The sequence below is a fragment of the Kitasatospora herbaricolor genome, assembly GCF_030813695.1.
GTDB lineage: Bacteria > Actinomycetota > Actinomycetes > Streptomycetales > Streptomycetaceae > Kitasatospora > Kitasatospora herbaricolor.
The window spans coordinates 7,046,476-7,064,340 of sequence record NZ_JAUSVA010000002.1 but is presented as its reverse complement, the minus strand read 5'-3'; the positions used below and the strand labels follow the sequence as shown (position 1 = coordinate 7,064,340).

General features: G+C 77.7%; 9 protein-coding genes. 2 read left to right on the top strand and 7 right to left on the bottom strand.

Features of this window, described 5'->3' with window-relative positions:
* Window positions 1-107: 107 nt before the first annotated feature.
* The 6 genes from J2S46_RS30700 to J2S46_RS30675 form a co-directional block, all read right to left on the bottom strand.
* Window positions 108-2,219, bottom strand: a complete 2,112-nt coding sequence (locus tag J2S46_RS30700) for a hypothetical protein (RefSeq protein ID WP_191287814.1) — start codon at window positions 2,217-2,219, stop codon at window positions 108-110.
* Window positions 2,216-6,025 carry a vWA domain-containing protein gene (locus J2S46_RS30695; protein WP_191287813.1) on the bottom strand — a complete coding sequence of 1,270 codons (3,810 nt, stop codon included), beginning with the start codon at window positions 6,023-6,025 and terminating at the stop codon, window positions 2,216-2,218. The genes J2S46_RS30700 and J2S46_RS30695 overlap by 4 nt, the downstream gene beginning before the upstream one ends.
* Window positions 6,026-6,030: 5 nt before the next feature.
* Complete coding sequence (locus tag J2S46_RS30690) at window positions 6,031-7,209, bottom strand: ATP-binding protein (RefSeq protein ID WP_191287812.1); 1,179 nt, start codon at window positions 7,207-7,209, stop codon at window positions 6,031-6,033.
* Window positions 7,206-12,308, bottom strand: coding sequence for a hypothetical protein (locus J2S46_RS30685; RefSeq protein WP_191287811.1), 5,103 nt, complete (start codon window positions 12,306-12,308; stop codon window positions 7,206-7,208). The genes J2S46_RS30690 and J2S46_RS30685 overlap by 4 nt, the downstream gene beginning before the upstream one ends.
* Window positions 12,305-13,165 (bottom strand): DUF4132 domain-containing protein, encoded by an 861-nt coding sequence (locus J2S46_RS30680; protein ID WP_191287810.1) that lies wholly within the window; start codon window positions 13,163-13,165, stop codon window positions 12,305-12,307. Before J2S46_RS30680 ends, J2S46_RS30685 begins: the two co-directional genes overlap by 4 nt.
* A gap of 108 nt (window positions 13,166-13,273) precedes the next feature.
* Window positions 13,274-14,395, bottom strand: a complete 1,122-nt coding sequence (locus tag J2S46_RS30675; RefSeq protein ID WP_229911967.1) for a PQQ-dependent sugar dehydrogenase — start codon at window positions 14,393-14,395, stop codon at window positions 13,274-13,276.
* Between the two features lie 223 nt (window positions 14,396-14,618).
* Here J2S46_RS30675 and J2S46_RS30670 point away from each other — a divergent pair, with 223 nt between their 5' ends.
* Together J2S46_RS30670 and J2S46_RS30665 are read left to right on the top strand one after the other, a co-directional pair.
* Window positions 14,619-15,857: an MFS transporter gene (locus tag J2S46_RS30670; RefSeq protein WP_191287808.1), complete on the top strand. Its 1,239-nt coding sequence runs from the start codon at window positions 14,619-14,621 to the stop codon at window positions 15,855-15,857.
* Between the two features lie 61 nt (window positions 15,858-15,918).
* Window positions 15,919-16,626, top strand: a complete 708-nt coding sequence (locus J2S46_RS30665; RefSeq protein WP_191287807.1) for a TetR/AcrR family transcriptional regulator — start codon at window positions 15,919-15,921, stop codon at window positions 16,624-16,626.
* Window positions 16,627-16,712: 86 nt separating this feature from the next.
* Here the strand turns inward: J2S46_RS30665 and J2S46_RS30660 are convergent, their stop codons facing one another.
* Window positions 16,713-17,828, bottom strand: coding sequence for a CapA family protein (locus J2S46_RS30660; protein WP_229911965.1), 1,116 nt, complete (start codon window positions 17,826-17,828; stop codon window positions 16,713-16,715).
* Window positions 17,829-17,865 lie beyond the last annotated feature (37 nt).

Below are 17,865 nucleotides of genomic sequence, written 5' to 3'. Positions count from 1 at the left end.
GGGGGCGGGGGGCGGGGCGGCGGGGGCAGCCGGGCGGGCCGCCACCGATCGGCCCCGATCGGCCCCAGGTCAGGGGGTGGCGGCCCGGGCCCGGCCGGGGGCGCCGCTCAGCGACCGTCCGGCGGCGACCAGGCCGCCGCACACAGGGCGGTGGCCAGCTCCTCCCCGTAGCAGGACGCGGCCAGCCAGGCGGCCGTGTACGCGCGGTGGTCGTCGCCGACGATCCGCCCGAAGACGTCCCGCCCCTGGTCGGTGGCGCTCTCCCGGAGGCCGTCCAGCAGCAGGGCCGCCGTGGCCAGCCCGGCCGCGCGCAGGTGCCGCCCGTCGACGGCGCCGGAGTCCCGGACCGCGCCGGAGGCGGCCGCCCCGAGGGCGCGGCGGCCGCCGGTGACGGCCTGCTCGACCCGGCGGGTCAGCAGGTGCACCGGGGCCTCGACCGCGGCGGAGCCGGTGCCGGACGGACCGGGGAGGTCCAGGAGCAGCTCCGGGAGCGAGGCCGGGACGGCGTCCGGACCGTCGTCCGGACCGGACCCCGCCGGTAGGTCGGCGCGCTGCAGACGCTCCAGGCCGAGGTTGATCCGGCCGGCGCGGTCGGCGGCGAGCGCGAGCGTCACGTCCGCGCCCGGCGCCTCGTCCCCCTTCTGCGCCTCGTCCCCGCCGGACGGGTGCTCCGGGACGGCCGGGCCCACCGCGAGCAGTCGCAGCTCGGGCCGGGCGGCCCGCTCCAGCCGCCCGATCACCCGCAGCCGCAGGCCCGGGCGGGCGGCCAGCAGCGCGAGGTTGGCGCGGTGGGCCAGACCGGGGTGGTCGTGCGCCGGACGCAGAGCCACCGTCAGCCCCTCGCAGCGGGCCAGCAACTGCGGGGCGGCCGTGTCCCCGTGGGCCGCGGTGCCCGCCAGCGTGACGTCCAGGAAGAGCAGGTCGCCACCGGCCGGCCGGCTGTCGTAGGGCAGGGCGGCCCAGGCCAGCGCCCGGGCGATCTGGGCGTCGAGCGGCTCGGCCCAGAGCCGGGCCAGCGGCTCGGCCGTCCAGGCGGCCCCGGCGGCCCGGACCGCGCGGACCTTGGCCCCGGCGCCGAGCCGGCCCGAGGCCGAGCGGGTGGCGCCCTGCACGGAGAGGCCGGCCCGGGTGAACTCGCGGTGGCTGAGCATGGTGTCGCCCAGCCGCACCGCGCGGCCCCCGGCCGCCAGGGCCTGCGGGGCGGCGGTGGCCGCGTCCGTGTGCGGGGTGATCTCCGCGACGGTGCTGAGCCGCCCGGACGCGTCCACCGCCCAGCTGAGCACCCCGGCGTGGGTGGCCGTCAGCACGGGCTCGGCGAAGAGTCCGTACAGGCGCAGGCCGCCGGCCTCCTGGTAGGCCTGGCGGGCGGTGCCGCGCAGCCCGGCCAGGGTGACGGGGTCGAGAGCGCCGGCGGCCGGGGCGCCGAGTGCGGTGGCGAGGTCCAGCAGGTCGCGCAGCGCCGCGGTCAGGTCGGCCAGCCGGTGGTCCGGCTCGCCGGTGCGTGCGGCGCGCAGCCGGGTCGCCACCGCGACCGCGGCGGCGGCGGGCCGGTGCAGGCCGCTCAGCCGGGCCTGGTGGGCCGCCCGCAGCAGCTCGGCCTGCAGGACGCCGCCCGCGCCGCTCACCCCGGCGGCCAGCGCGGCCGCCGCGGAGGCGTGCAGCCGCTGGGCGGCGGCGGACTCGGCGGGGGTGAGGGGTGCGGACCCGGGTTCGCCGGCCGGCCGTTCGCCGGCGGGGGACTCGGCGGCCGGGGACTCGGCGGCGCCCGCGAGGCCGGCCGGTGTCCCGGCGGCCTCGGGCGTCTCCGCCCCGGCCGCGTCGACCCCGGCCGCGTCGTTCCCGGCGGCATCGGCCCCGGCGGCGGTTCCGGGCGTCCCGGGCTCCTCGGCCGCCGGGTCCGCGAGCGGGGCCGCGGTGACCGCAGCCGCCCGGTGCAGGCAGGCGGGGGCCAGCAGGCAGCCGCAGCCGACGTCGGCCGCCGTGCGGATGACGCCGCCGGGGGCGTGCAGCACCAGCCGGACGTCCTCGTCGACGTCGATCAGCCAGTCGTCCCCCTCCCGGCTCACCGGACGGCCGGTGAGCTTGGCGGCGGCGCCGTCCAGGCGCTTCTGCAGCCGCGGCGACAGCGCGGCCACCACCTCGGCGACCACCTCCGGCCGGACCGACGGCAGGGCCGCCCCGCTCCGGCCCGCGGTGTTCTGCTCGGTGTTCGGACTCATCGGATCTTCTCCCCCACCCAGCGGGCCAGTTCCAGCGGGCTGAGCGCCGCCACGGGCATGCCGGCGGCGACCAGTTGCCCGGCCACCGCCTTCGAGTACCGGGCGCGCCCGGCGTCGTCCAGGGCCGCGCAGCCCAGCAGGTGGCAGCCGGCGCCGACCAGGGCGCGGGTCCGCGCCAGCAGGCCGCCGAGGGGGTAGCCCTCCTCGAAGTCGCTGATCACCGCGACCAGCGTCCGCGAGGGCACGGTGACCAGGCTCTGCGCGTACCGCAGGCCCGCCGCGATGTGCGTGCCACCGCCGACCCGGACCTCCAGCAGCAGGCCGAGCGGGTCGTCCACCCGCTCGGTCAGGTCGACGATCTCGGTGGAGAAGGCCACGAAGTGGGTGCTCAGCGAGGGCACCCCGGCCAGGATCGAGGCGGTCAGGGCCGCCCAGACGGTGGACGCCTCCATCGAGCCGGAGACGTCGACGACCAGGATCAGCCGCCAGTCGGAGGCCTTCCGGGCCTTGGTCCGGAAGACCGGCCGCTCGGGGACGATCAGCGTGCCGCCGTCCGGGCCCGGGCGGGCCGTGGCGAGGTTGGCCCGGATGGTGCGGTTCAGGTCGAGGCCGCCGCCGGGGCGGCTGCTGGGACGGGGCACGCTGATCCCGGTCAGCGCGGGGCGCAGGGTGGTCGCCAGCTCCCGGGTCAGCTCCTCCACCAGCCGCCGGACCAGCGGGCGCAGGGCGGCGAGCCGGGCCTCGGGCAGCCCGCCGGCGTGGTCCAGGACGGTGCGCAGCAGGTCGACGGAGGGCCGGACCGCGTCGGGGTCGATGGCCGCGAGGGCGTCGGTGCGGCCGTGCTCGACGGCGGCGGCCAGCACCTCCTCTCGGATGCCGGCCCCGAACAGCGCGGCCAGCTCCTCGGACCACTCGCGCACGCCCGGGTAGGGGGCCTCCCGCCCGCCGCCCCGGCCGGGCGCGGCGTCCGCGCCGGAGCCTTCGCCGCGGCCGGTGCCGTAGAGCTCGTCGAGGGCGGTGGCGAGGCGGGCGGAGCGGCCGCTCAGGCCCCGGCTGCCGGGACGGCCGAGCAGCAGCCGCCAGCGGTCGGCGGGCGCCAGCTCGGCGGCGGCGGGAACGGGCGCCGGCACCGCGGTGGCACCGGGCACGGGAACGGGAGCGGTGACCGGCACGGAGGTGATGACGGGAACCGGCGTGATCGCGGGCACCGCGGCGGCGACCCCGGGCTGGGGCCCGGCGGCCTCCGGGGCCGGGGCGGTGAGCAGGCCGCGGGCCTGCAGGGCCCGCCGGGCCACCAGGTCGGCCCTGGTCCAGGCGGCGAGCAGCGCCGGGTCGAGGGTGTCGGGCAGGGCGTCGACGCGTTCGCCGAGGCGCTCCTCGACCAGGGCGAGCAGCCGGTCGCGGGCCGCCGGGCTGAGGGTGTCGAAGCCGCCGCGCAGAGCGGGCAGGCGGTCCAGGAAGGCGGTGTCCGGCAGGGCGGTGACCCGCTCCAGCAGCGGTTCGAGGACGCCGGGGGCGGTGTTGAGCAGCCCCTCGGCGGCGCTGAGCAGGCCGGTGAGCGCCCGGGCCAGGGTGCGCCGGGAGTCGGCATCGGTGGCGCCGTCCACCCAGGAGGCCGCCCGGTCGCCGAAGGCGGCGGGCGGGCGCTGCCCGAGCAGCACCTGGACGGCCCCGGCGGCGCCACGGATCAGCGGGGTGCCGTCGGTGGCCAGCCGGGCGACCGTGTGCGCGAGCCGGACCCCGCCGGACTCGTCGGCCCGGCGGGCCAGTTCGAGCAGGGCCCGGGCGTCGGCCGGGTCGTCGGAGCCGCCCAGGCCCTCCAACTGCCGGACGGCGGCGACGGTCAGCAGCTCGGCGACCTCGGCGACGGCCCGGGTGCGCTCGTCGGCCGGCTCCAGCCCGGCGATGTGCCCGGCGGCCAGCCGGTCCAGCAGGGCGAGCGCCTCCAGGAGTTCGGGCAGGGTGCCGGTGGCGGGCAGCAGGTCGGCGAGCTGGGCGAGCCGGCTGTCGGCCAGTACGGGCAGCCCGCAGGCGGCCGCGTCGGCCAGGCCCTGGACGGCCTGCCGGGCGGTCGTCCCCTCGCCCTCGGCCTCCCGGCGGAGACGCTCGCGCAGGGCGCCCTCGGCGGCCTGGGCCGGGGTGACGCCCCGCATCCCGGCGACCGTGAGCATGGCGGCGACGGCCGGCGTCCAGTGCACCCGCCAGCGGGTGCCGAGGGCCTCCAGCCCGCCGGCCCCGGAGGTCGCGACGCTCTCCCCGTAGGGGACGCCGCAGGCCTCCAGCCGGCGCAGCAGCAGTTCGCGGCGGCGGTCGAGGGCGGAGCGCAGCGGGTCGAGCCGCAGCTCGCGCGGTCCCGTCCCGTCGCCGGCCCGGGCGCCGGTACCCCTCGCAGTGGTCGTCCGGGCCCCGGTGGGGGTGTCCGCGCCGTCGGCCGGGCCCGGCAGGCCGAGTTCGGCGAGCAGGGCCTCGACGGCGGGGGCCAGGCCACTGCGGGGCGCGCCCGGGGTGGGGCGCCCGGTGCGGCTGCCGACCAGCACCTGCTCCAGGGCGGCGGCGACGGCGCGGCCCCGGCCCAGCGGTTCGCCCTGGGCCAGAACCGTTTGGACGGCCTCGACGAGTTCGCCCCGGCCGCCGCCGGGCAGGCCGCGCAGCCGGGCGAGGTCCCCGGCGAGGCGGACGATCTCGCGGCCGTCGGCGGGCCCGGCGGGGTGGTCCTGACCGCGCAGCGCCTCGCAGATCCGGACGGCGGCCAGGGTGAGGGCGTCCGCCAGCCGGGCCGGGTCGCCGCCGGCGTCGAGCACGGCGTGCTGCCACTCGGGGTCACGGATGCCGGCGGGGTAGCCGGACCGGGCGTCGAGCAGCGGGTAGGTGTAGGGGATCAGCGAGACGACGTGCCCGGCGTCGGGGGCGGCGGGCAGGTCGGGGGCGGCGGCGCCACGGCCCTCCCCCGGCCCGGCCGGTTCGGTCCCGCCCGGCTCGGTCCCAGCCGGTTCGGTCCCCGCCGGTTCGGTCCCGGGCGCGGGCTGGTGCGCGTCGAGCAGCGCGGGGGCGTGGAAGGCGCCGATCACGGCCGCGACCCGGCGCCCGCCGGCGGTCGCCTCGGCGATCCGCTCCCGCATCCAGGCCTCGCGCCGCAGGTCGTACGGGTCCACGCCGCTGCCCGGCGCGTGGCCGTCGCCCTCGGCGTCCCGGCGCAGGGCCCAGCCGACCAGCAGAGCCGCCCGGCGGACCGCCTCGGGGGTGGAGCCCGGCGCGGCGGTCTCCACCAGGCGGTCCCAGAGGTCCTCGTCGGGGCGGCCGGTGAGCCGGGCCCGCAGGGCCTCGGCCACACCGGGCCCGCCGGCCGGCCCGCCGGCGCGGCGGTGCTCCTCGCGATGGGCGAGGGGCAGGTCGCAGGCGAGCGCCTCCACGCCGTTGCGGGCCGCCCAGCGCAGCGCGGCCAGCTCCGGCGAGAAGTCGGCGAAGGGGTAGAAGGCCGGCCCGGCGCCGTCCTCCCCGCCGGTGGCCGGCGCGGCGGCCAGCGCGACGGGGGCCCGGGTGTCCTCGTCGGCCAGCCAGGCCAGCCAGGGCTGGAACTCGCTCGGCAGCTCGACCAGCAGGACGTCCGGCCGCGCCGCGTCCAGCAGGGCGGGCACCACGGCGGCGACCGACGGCGCGTGGTGCCGGACGCCGATCAGGTAGGGGCCGGGGCGGTCGACGCCGGAGGAGGCCAGCCGGGCCGCCTCGGTCTCGACGGTGTGCCGGGCGTCGCCCGCCGGCCCGGCGCCGACCGGGCCGGCGGGGGTGCGGGTTGCTGCCGTGCTCATCGCGTTCAGTCCTCCAGTGCCGAGCGCAGGTCCCACAGGGTGCGCCAGGTGGCGGCGCCCTGCTCGGCCCGGCGGCGGACCGGGCCGTCCCAGTAGCCGAGCAGCCGGGCGGCGTCGGCCGGGTCGTCCTTGCGGACCACGCCGATCAGCTGGCCGGGCAGCCGGCCGAGCAGGTCGCCCGTGCCGGGCAGGTAGGCGGCGGAGACGCCGAGGGCGGTGGCCACCGAGACGGCCTCGGCGGTGCTCATCACCGTCGACGGCCGCTCGACGTCCCAGCCCTCGGTGGAGCGGCCGGTGCGCAGGTCGCGGAAGGCGGTGACCAGGGCCTCCAGCACGGCGTCGTCCACGGCGTAGGCGGCGCCGGCCCGGGCGACGGCGGCGGTGGACCGCCGGCGCACCAGCTCGACCTCGGCGGCGAGGCTGCCGATCGGGCCGACCGTCTCGAAGTTGAACCGGCGCTTGAGCGCGGCGGACATCTCCGAGACGCCCTTGTCCCGCAGGTTGGCGGTGGCGATCAGGGTGAACCCGGCGGCGGCGTGCAACTGCCCGTCCGGGGTGCCGGCCAGCTCGGGCACCGCGATCCGGCGCTCCGAGAGCAGCGAGACCAGCGCGTCCTGCACCTCGGGCAGGCAGCGGGTGACCTCCTCGACCCGGGCCACCGCGCCGGCCGTCATCGCGGTGAGCACGGGGGACGGCACCAGGGCGTCCCGGCTGGGGCCCTTGGCCAGCAGCAGGGCGTAGTTCCAGCCGTACTTGAGCTGGTCCTCGGTGGTGCCGGCGGTGCCCTGGACGGTCAGCGCGCTGGTGCCGCAGACGGCCGCGGCGAGCAGTTCGGAGAGCATCGACTTGGCGGTGCCGGGCTCACCGACCAGCAGCAGGCCGCGCTCGCCCGCCAGGGTGACCACGCAGCGCTCGACCAGGGCGCGGTCGCCGACGAACTTCTGCTCGATCACCAGGCCACGCCGCCCGGCCTTCAGCTTCTCGCCGTCGCTGCCCAGCACGAAGGTGACGACCGCGCGCGGGGTGAGCCGCCAGCCGGGCGGGCGGGGGCCGCTGTCGTGGGCGGCGAGGAACTCCAGCTCGGCGGCGTACCTCTCCTCCGGCGGGACGACCTGGCGGTCGGCGGGGACGGCGGCGGGGGCGGTGCCCGTGCCGGGGTCGGTCTCGGTGACGGCGGTGCTCATCGGCGGCCCTTCTTGCGCTTGTTGGTGCGGAGTTCTTCGTATCCGGGGGTGTCCCCGTCACGGACGCGCTGCCAGGCGCGGGCGAACAGTTCGGGGACGGGGTGGTGCGGCAGCACCGCGTGGCCGTGCGGCAGCTCGTAGAGGCCGGACTTCCAGGTCTCGGCCGGCAGCCCGGGGGTGCGGGCCTCCTGCCAGCCGCCGGGCAGGAAGAGGCTGCGGCCGGCCCGGGCCCGCTGGGCCTTCAGCACCAGGTCGGTGGCGGCGAGTTCGGCGCGGGCCTTCTTCAGCCGGGCGGGCTTCCAGCCCGTCCAGCGGGCGACGTTGCGGTCGGTGGGGTCGGGCAGGGCGAGCAGCTGGAGGTAGAGCACGGCGGCGTCCTGTCCCAGGCCGAGCGCCTCGGCCGCCTCGGTGACCAGCGCGGGCACGCTGAGCTGCGGGTCCTGCGCCCAGCCGGCCGCCGTACCGGCGCCGTCCTCGACCAGCCGGCGCAGCTCGTCGCCCAGCACCGCCCGCAGGGCCGGGCCCTCGGTCTGGAACCAGTAGCCCACGGAGAGACCGCCGATCAGGTCGAACACCGGGTCGTCCACGCCGCTCAGCCCGGACGGGCGGAGGTAGGCCGTCTCGACGGCCCGTCCCGGGGCCAGCACCAGGGCGTCCCCGCAGGCGACCAGCCCGTCGGCGCCGGCGCCGCCCTGCTCGGGGAGCCCGGCGTGGGTGCGCAGCACGGGGGCGAGCGGCTCGCCCTTGACGGTGTGCGTCAGGTCGTAGTCGAGCAGCAGGCCCGGGTCGGCGAGCCGGCTGCGCAGGGCGGCCAGGGCGAGCGGCAGGTGCGGGCGCAGCTCGTCCCCGTACGGCAGGTGGTAGGCGAGCCAGCGCAGCGCCTCGACCGCTCCGGAGATCTCGTTGCGGCCGGGGACGGCGCTCGGGTCCTCGGCGGTGAGCTGCGTCTCGGTGCTGTTCTGGACGGTGCGCAGCCGCTGGCGGGTGGTGCGGGTGAGCCAGGCGGTGCGCCCGGGGTTGAGCATCGCCTCGACGGCCTGGATGGTGGTGCCGCTGACGGTGGACTGGGCGGCGGCGGGCAGGGTGACGACGCGTCCGATCCGGCGCAGCCACTCCTCGGCGCCGGCGGCGGCGTCGGGGCCGTCGCTCCAGAGCCGGGCGGGGTCGGCGGGCAGCAGCGCCGTCCAGACCGCGTACAGGTCGTCGCTGCCGACCGAACGGAGCCAGCCGCGGGCCGCGGCGGCCTCGGTGGAGCGGAGGCCGAACTGCTTGAGCAGGGCGGCGTCCAGGAAGCTGCCGTACCACTGGAAGAGGCCGGGCGGGGCGCTGAGCAGCAGGGTGGCGCGGTTGGCGCCGATGCCGGTGGCCTCCCCGAAGGCGGCGGCCGGGCCGGGCTGCCAGGGGTAGCCGCCGTGCTCGCGCAGCAGGGCGGTGAAGCGGGTCGTCCAGTCGGCGGGGAGCGGCTCCTCGAAACGGCGCTCGTGGTGGATGCCGAATCGGTCGACCGGCCCGAACCCGCCGGCCGGGTCGTGGTCCAGGGCCAGCCAGTGCACCTGGTCGTCGGTGTGGCGGTAGCAGGCGAGGACGACGACGGTGCGGTCGCCGTGGCGCAGCACCTGGCCGATCCGCTTGGTGTGCCCGTCCCGCTTGCGGGCCGGGTCGAGGGCCTCGCTGAGGGTGACCTCGCGCAGGGTGGCGCCCCGTCCGGCGAGGCCGCCGCCGTTGAGTTCGGTGATCAGCAGGGCGAGCGAGGCGCGGCGCTCCGGGGTGGTCGCCGGGCCGGCCGCCGCCAGGGCGAGCGGGCCGGTTCGGCCGAGCAGTTGGACCCAGCCGTAGTAGGAGCTGTCGCCGGTCAGGGCGATCCGCTCGGGGTCGGTGGTCCAGGTGGCGGCCTGCCCTTCGACGGCCTGTCCCGCGGCGCTGGTCGGGTCGGAGCCCGGGGCGCCCGCGGCGAGCAGGGCGGCGATCGTCCGCAGGTTGCCCAGGACGTGCCAGGTGCCGTCGCTGTTCCAGGAGTTGCCGAAGCCGCTGACACCGGGCAGCACGGCGCCGACGGCCTCGCGCAGTTCGTGGTCGCGGCCGTGCTCGGGGCGGTAGGCCGCGGGGGCCGGCCGGGTGCCGGGCTCGCGACGGGCCTCGGCCTCGGGCTGCGGGACGAAGCGGGCGGCCCGCTCCAGGGTGTCGGTGGCGATCCGGGCGAGGCCGGCCACGCCGGCCGCCAGCAGCGGGTGGCCGATCTCGGGCAGGACGGCGGCGACCGCCGTCACGGGCACCCGCGACCGGGCGCGCTTCTCGGTGGCGAGCGGGCGCCGCACGCCCTGCACGGTGAGCCAGCGCTGGTCCTTCTCGGCCACCGGTTCGAGGTTCACCGGCCAGGCCGCGTCGATGAGTTCGGCGGCCTGGGCGTCGGTGACCCGGCGCAGGGCCTTGGAGGACTGCTCGTCACGCGGGCGCAGGGCGTGCCAGTGGTCGGCCGGCGGGACGAGCGCGGTGCCGGCCGCGGCCAGGCCGCCGGGCTTGCCGGGCTTGAGTTCGGTCGTCCGGTCGGCGCGGGTCGCGCCGCCGTCGGGGAGGCTGAGCGAGAGGCCGTCGGACTCCTCGACGAGCAGCGCCTCGGCCTCGGCGGGCAGCCGCAGCAGGCCGACCGGGGGGCGGGTGAGGCGGCTGCCCCGGCCGGGCAGCACGGCGGTGCGGCCGTCCGGGCCGGTGACGGTGAGCCGTTCGGCGGTGGTGCGGACCCAGCTGCCGAGGACGGTGCCGTCGGTGCCGAGCGGGGTGTCCTCCAGGCCGGGCTGCAGCGGGAACAGCCGGGACTGCGCGGGCTGGAGTTCGCCGGCCGACTCGCCGGCGGCGAACAGCGGCGGCAGCGAGTCGCGGCCGGCCGCGCCGGTGGCCGGGTCGTGCTCGGTCAGGACGGTCCGCCCGGCGGCGCGCCGGACGGTCCAGTAGCCGGTGCCGTCGCTGAACAGCCGCTCCTCGGTGGGCAGGACGGTGTCCCCGGCGTGCAGGGCGCGGCCGCCGCTGGCCCGGCCGCCGCCGGGCAGCGGGACGGAGGCCGGCGCGATGTCGCCGCCGCCGTGGTAGTAGCCGGAGATCCATTCACCTTCGAGGTGGAAGACCTCGGCGGGCCGGTTGGACCAGTAGGCGCGCTGCTTGCCCTCGTGGTACCAGACGACCAGCAACTCACCGTCGGTGTAACGGAAGCGCGGGCGCTGCCAGTGCTCCAGCTTGTCCGGGACGCGCAACTGGTGCTCCAGCAGGACGCCCTGCGGGCCTACCACCACGGCCTTGTCGCCGCGGGCCAGGATCAGCTGCGGCCAGGCGTTGTCGATCAGCAGGCCCTCCAGGCCGGCCTTGCCCTTGCCGAGGCCGGGGACGGCGCTCTCCTCCACACCGAGCAGGCGCAGGCCCTCGTCGAGGGCGGGCCAGCCGAGTTCGTCGGCGATGCCGGTGCGCAGGGCGCGGCCGAGCAGGGCGGCGACGTCGAGGCCGGCGATCCGCTCGGCGGCGGCCGGGTTGGCGGCCGTCAGGGCGCCCTGGTGCGGGCGCAGGGCGAGCAGCAGGTCCTGGGCGCCGGTCAGGCCGCGGGCGGCGAGCAGTTCGTCGGCGCGGTCGTCGGCCCATTCGACGAAGAGTTCGCGCAGCACCGGCGCGCTCGCCACGGCCCGGCCGGCGTCGGTGTCGGTGCGTCCGGTCCACACGCCGGGGGTGGCGGCCTTGAGGGCCGGGCGCAGCCGGGGGTCGGCGGCGACGGCGGCGAGGTCACGGCGCCCGGGGCCGCCGGCGCTCACCCAGCCGCTCAGGTCGAGGCTGAGGTCCTCGGGCGGTGCGGCGACGGGCACCCGCTCGGCGAGCAGCAGGTCCAGCAGGTTGAGTTCGGTGGCGCTGCGGCGGCGCCGGTCGGCCAGCAGGTCGACGGGGACGCCGTCGGCGCGCAGGCGCTCGGCCATCCGGCCGGCCAGGGCGACGGTGGCGGCGCAGGATTCGCGGGTGCGCCAGCCGCGGCCGAGGTGGGCCGACCAGCGCTGGAGCCAGGCGGCGGCGGGCTCGGCGCCGGCCGGGCGGGGACCGGTGAGCAGTTGTTCGGCGCCGCTCTCGGCGAGGACGGCGAGCCAGGCGCGGTCGCCCTCGCCCTTGTCCTCGGAGCCGGAGGGGTTGGGCAGGATCTCCAGCAGCCGGGCGCGGACGGCCTCGTCCCGTCTGGCGAGCTCGATCAGCGCGCCGTGCCAGGACTTCCAGAAGGCGCCGGGGGCGCGGTCGACGGCGGGCGAGGCGAGGAGTTCGGCGAGCAGGGCCTGCTCGTGCTCGGCGCGGTCGAGGCCGGCGGCCCTGATCAGCGAGCGGGCGTCCTCGGCGACACCGGCGTACGGGGCCATGCCGGCCGCCGAGCGCTCGGTGCACAGCTGGCGGAAGCGCTGCCAGGCGGTGCCGGGGTCGAGCCGGCCGGCGAGCTCCTTGACGTACTGGCGGAGCGCCTTGACGGTGAGGGCTCCGGCCAGCGCGAACTCCAGGAAGACGGCGCGCAGGCGCTCCTCGTCGATCTCCAGGCCGTGGGTGCGCTCGGCCTCGCGGGCCTTGCCGAAGAAGGTGCCGGCGTAGGTCTGGTTGCCCTGCTCCAGGAAGATCCGGCCGACCTCCTCGCAGTAGGTCGGCAGGAACTGCGGCACCGCGCGGCCGAGCCGGACGGCGAGCGCCTCGAAGCCCTCCTTGGCGTTGCCCGGCTTGGACTTGGCCTGCCGGGCGAGCCGCTCCATCTCCTTGACCAGGGCGAGCGCGTGGTGGCCGTTGGCCGGGTCGTGGACGAGGGCCCAGGCGGGGAAGCCGAGCGCCTCCTGGCGGACCTCGCCGACCTCGACCGGGGCGGCCGCCGGGGCGAGGCCCAGGAAGTCGGCGGCGAGGTCCTCGGCGGGGCCGAGCATCGCGGGCACCAGGCGCACCACGCGCCGCTCGCCGAGGACGGGGTGGGCGTAGCTGCGGGCGGTGAGGACGTCGGCGGCGCTGCCGGGCCGGCCCGCTCCCGCCAGGGTGCCCGCGGGCAGCACGGCCCCGGCTTCGAGCAGCCCCTCGTACCCGCTCGTCCCGCTGTGATCGGCGCTCATGCCGTCTCCTCCCCTTCGATCGTGCGCCCGGCGTACAGCCCGGCTGCCATCCGCATGCCCTCCGACCAGGCCACCGGACCGACCTCGCCGACCGGCAGGGTCCTGCCGTCGGTGCCGGTCCAGCTGAGCGACCCGGTCTCGCAGGCGTCGTACTCGTAGTAGTCGCCGACCCAGAGCCGGGCCTCCAGCTGCCGGCCGGCCTCGACCACCGGGACGACGGCGCAGCCGCCGCGCACCCGGTAGCCCAGCCGCGCGCAGCGGCCGAGGAGTTCGCGCAGCTCCTTGTAGCGGCCGCCGGCGTAGGTGTCGACGGAGGTGGCGGTGAGGTCCTGGCCCAGCGGGCGGTGCCACACCTCGCGGTAGAGCTGCTGGACCTGCTGGTCGACACCGAGCTCGACGGCGAACTCCCGCAGGTCGTCGAGGTCTTCGAGCAGGACGGGGTGCGGTATGCGGATCTCGGCGGCGGTCAGCCGGACGGTGTCGCCGTCCAGGTCGACCAGGCCGAGGCCGCGCTCGGGGTCGGCGCCGCGCAGGAACCCCGCGACCTCGCCGTCCGCGCCGGTCACCACGAGGTCGCGGAGCACCTCCTGCCAGGCCTCGTCGGCCCAGACGGCGGTGACGACCGCGGCCGGCACCGGCAGCGAGCGGACCATCCAGCGCTCCACGTCGGCCAGGCAGCCGGCCCGGTGCGCGGTGAGCCACTCGGTGAGCTGGCGCAGTCCGGTGACGACCGGATCGTCACCGAGCTTGGGCGGGACGGCTTTCAACAGGCGGCCCGCCGCGTTGCGGCAGATCACCTTCCCCTCGGCGTCCAGCGCGACTTCATAGCCGCCCGCCCCCGCTTGAACCCATGCCACGGCCGCGCTCCTCCCAGCTGCTGGTGTGTGATGGGAGGAACGTAGCGGGGCGTACTGACAACGGGTCGGCCAGGTCCCGGATCGGGCGGCCGGTGGCGGCCGGGCAGGTCAGGGGGCTTGCACCCGCAGGCGCAGGACGCGGTCGTCGCCGGGCCGTACGTCGCCGCGCCCGTCGGTGTTGCTGGTGCTGAGCAGCAGGGTGCCGTCCCCGTCGGTGAGGACGGTGCGCAGCCGGCCGTAGGCGCCGTTCAGGAACTCCTGCGGCGGCGCGGCGGTGGTGGTGCCGGAGAGCGGGATCCGCCAGAGCCGGGTTCCGCGCAGGGCGGCCATCCAGATCGCGCCGTCGGCGTAGGCGATGCCGCTCGGGGAGGCCGCGTCGGTGTGCCAGGTGACGACGGGGTCGACGAAGCCCTCGCGGTTGCCGGTGCCCTCGACGACCGGCCAACCGTAGTTGCCGCCGGGCCGGATCAGGTTCAGCTCGTCCCAGGTGTTCTGGCCGAACTCCGAGGCCCAGAGCCGCCCTTGGGGATCCCAGGCGAGCCCTTGGACGTTGCGGTGGCCGTAGGAGTAGACCACCGACCCGGGGAAGGGGTTGCCGGGGGCGGGGGCGCCCTCGGGCGTCATCCGGAGGATCTTGCCGCCGAGCGAGCCGGTGTCCTGGGCGATCGCCCCACCCTGGCCGCTGTCGCCGGCCCCCGCGTACAGCATGCCGTCCGGGCCGAAGGCGATCCGGCCGCCGTCGTGGTAGGTGCCCTTGGGGATGCCGGTCAGGATCTCCTGCGGGGCGCCGAGCTGGCCGCCGGCCGGCCCGGCGGGGTCGTACCGGAGGCGGACGATGCGGTTGTCGGTGGCGGTGGTGAGGTACGCGTAGACCAGGTGGTCGGTGGCGTAGGACGGCGACAGGGCGAGGCCGAGCAGGCCGCCCTCGCCGCCGGCCGCCACGCCGGGGACGGCCCCGAGGTCGGTCTTCGCGCCGCCGGCGGCGGCGATCCGGGCGATCCGGCCGGTGTCCCGGGAGCCGACCAGCAGGTCGCCGCCGGGGAGCAGCGCGATGCCCCAGGGGGTGTCGAGGTCCTGCGCGACGGTGGCGCGCACCTGGACGGCGTCGGTGGCACCCGGGTTGGTGACGGGGGCCGGGCTGAGCCCGGTGCAGGCCGTGGCCGCCGGCAGCAGCGCGGCGGCCAGCAGGGCGGCGGCGCGGGCCGGTCCGGTGCGGCGACGGTGCGGCACGGGCGTTCCTCCCGGGGTGCGGCGGGACTCCTGCCTTCCAGCAGACCACATCCGGGCGGCGGCGTCGGCCGGTACGCGCGAGGCTGGACAGGGCGGGCGGGTGCGGTCCGGCCGGCGTCCGGCAGGGTGCCGGGCGGAGCGGAACAAAGGTAGACGCAACGTTGCGTCCAGTGTTAGCTTCTGGCGCAACGCACCGTTGCGTCCAGCTTGAGGAGTCGCCCGGATGACCACCACCGACAGCCCGCCCGGAGCCCGCACCGGCCTCCGTGACCGCATCGGCGGGCGGTTCCGCGCCGGCGCCGCGGCCCGGCCCGCCCTGGCCTACGCCTTCTGGGCCACCATGACCGGCACCACCGTGCCGACCCCGCTCTACCCGCTCTACCAGCGGGAATTCGGCTTCTCCGCACTGATGGTCACGGTGATCTTCGCGGTCTACGCGCTGGGCGTGGTCGTCGGACTGCTCGTCCTCGGGCGGCTCTCCGACGAGATCGGCCGCCGCCCGGTGATCGCCGTCGCCCTGCTGCTCGCCACGGGCGCCGCCGGCCTCTTCCTGGCAGCCGACGGCCTGGCCTGGATCCTGGCCGCCCGCGTGCTGTCCGGGCTCTCCGCCGCGCTGATCACCGGCAGCGCCACCGCCGCCCTGCTCGACCTGGCGCCCCCGGACGGCCGGGCCCGGGCCCAGAGCGTCGCCATCGCCGCCAACATGGGCGGCCTGGCCGCCGGCACCCTGATCTCCGGCGTGCTCGCCCAGTGGGCCGGCTCGCCGCTGCGGCTGCCCTGGACGGTCACGCTGATCCTGCTGGCCGCCGCCCTGCCCGCCCTCGTCCTGGTACCGGAGAGCGTGCGGGAGCGCACCCGTCCCACCCTGCGCCTGCAGGCCCTGCGGGTGCCGGCCGGGATCCGCGGCGCCTTCCTGCGGGCCGCGCTCACCGCGGGCTCCGGTTTCGCCGTGCTCGGCGTGCTCACCGCCGTCACCGGCCTCTTCCTGGGCGGCCTCCTGCACCTCACCAACCACGCGCTGACCGGACTGGTCGTCTTTCTCGCCTTCACCTGCACCGCGCTCGGCCAGTTCGCCACCCGGGTGCTGCCGCCGCGGCGGGCCCTGCCCATGGCCTGCGCCGGCCTGGTGCTGGCCGCCGCCCTGATCGCCACCGCCCTGCTCGCCGAGTCCGCCGCGCCCCTGGTGGCGGGCGCCGCCGTGAACGGCCTGGCCACCGGGATCGCGGTCGGCAACGGTCTCGGCGTGATCAACGAAGGCACCCCGCCGCAGCGCCGCGGCGAGGCCGTCTCCACCTTCTTCGCGATCCTGTACTCGATGCTCTCGGTGCCCGTCATCGGCGTCGGCGTGCTGATCCAGCTGGCCGGGCTGCGCACCGCCGGGGTGATCTTCAGCGGGCTGGTCGCGTTGCTCGCGGCCGGTGTCGCGGTGGGCCTCCCGCGCGCCGGGCGGACCGCCCGGTGAGCGCCCCACGGCCTCCCGGCACCCGGCGCGCCAGGAGGCCGGCCCGGTGCACCGTGAGAGGATGGGCGCCGATCACGGCCCCCGCCACCGGCGTGACGGCCGGCCCGCAGCCGCCCGGAAGGACCCCAGCGCCATCGCCGCCACCAGGCCGGCCGGCCCCGCCGCCGCCGAACAGCCCAGCAGCGGGCCGCGCCGCAACGAGGCCGCCCGCCTCGCCGTCCTGAACGCCGCCGACGACCTGCTGGTGGAGCGCGGCTTCGAGGGCCTGACCATCGAGGGCATCGCCGCCCGGGCCGGTGTCGCCAAACAGACGATCTACCGCTGGTGGAAGTCCAAGGTCGACATCCTGTACGACAACCTGGTGCTGGACGCCGAGGAGGCGCTGGCCTGGCCGGAGCCGGCCGGGGGCGCCGGGTACACGGTCACCGAGCTGCGGGGCTACCTGCACCGGTTCGCGGCCTTCCTGGCCGAGGCGCCGGCCGGCCGGGTGCTGCAGGCCCTCGTCGGCCACGCCCAGCTCAACGCCCGGACGGCGGAGCTGCTGCACGACGGCTTCCTGCGCGAACTGCGCGCCCGGGACACCGAGCGGGTCCGCGCCTGCCTGGCGGAGCTGGACCCGCGGGCCGCCGTCGATGGCGAGGAGGCCGCCGCCCTGCTGGACGCCCTGCTCGCGCCGCTCTACTACCGGGCCCTGCTGGTCCGCGGACCAGCCGATCCCGCCGAGCTCGACCGGCAGCTCGACCGGGCCCTGCGCGCCCGTACGGCCTGAGCCGCCGGCCCCGCCCGCAGCGACCCAGCGCCACCACGCCCGTACGGCCTGAGCCACCGCGTCCGTACGCGCCCGGGTCCGCCGCCCTAAGGGGTCGCGGCGACCGGGGCGGCGGCCAGCCCGGTGCAGCCGCGCAGGCCGTCGCGGCGCTTGAGGGCGGCGGTGGCGGCCACGCCGGTCTGCGGCTGCGGCACCCCGGCGTCGTCCACCAGCGCCGGGGTGAAGCTCTCTCCGGTGACCTTGCCGGCCGCGGTCAGGGTCAGCGTGGTGACCCCGGTCTCGTCGGAGAACGGGTAGTCGGAGGTGCCGTACCAGAGGAAGTTGCCGAAGCCGTAGCCGACGTAGGTGTTGCCGAGCATGCCTGAGCCCAGCATGGTGTGGGCGTGGGTGCCGACCACGGCGGTGGCGCCGGCGGTGGCGAGCTTCTTGGCGATCCCGGTCTGCGCGGTGGTCGGGCAGGCCTTGCCCTCGTCCCCCCAGTGCAGGTAGACGATCACCACGGGGGCCTGCTTCTTCGCCTGCTCGACGGCCTTCAGCAGCGCCGGGACGTCCAGCGCCGAGGCTATGCCGGGCTTGGTCGCGCCGGCCCGCCACTTCTGGTTGGTGAGGTCCTCGACCTGACTGGCGGCCACCACCGCGACCTTCACCCCGCGGACGGTCGTCAGGTAGGGGGCGTAGGCCTCCTTGGCGTTGCGGCCGAGACCGACCACCGGGATCGGCGAGGCGTCCTTGGCGGCCAGGGTGTCGGTCAGGCCGTCGGCGCCGTAGTCCACCGCGTGGTTGTTGGCCAGCGAGACGACGTCGACGCCGGAGTCCTTCAGCGCGTCCAGGGCCTTCGGCGAGGTGCGGAAGGTGTAGAGCTTGGGCTCGGGCGTGCCGCGGCCGGTGATCGCGGTCTCCAGGTTGAGCACGGCGAGGTCGGCCTCGGAGAGGGTCTGCGAGATCTGGCCCAGCGCGTGCTCGGGCGCGGCGACGGCCAGGCGGCTCTCGGTCCGGCCCTCGAAGTGGACGTCACCGGCGAAGGCCACCGTGATCACGCCCTCCGGCCGGGGCGTGCCGGTCGGGGAGGCCGACGTCGCCGTGGTTCCGGTGGGAAGCGGCCGGGCCGGCGCCGCGCTGCCGCGGGGCGGGTCGTCAGGTCCGCAGGCGGCCACCGGGGCGAGCGTGAGCAGCAGTGCGAGCACGGGCGCGACGCGGCGCATGGAGGTCCCCCCGGGGGTCGGCAAGAGCGCGGACAGA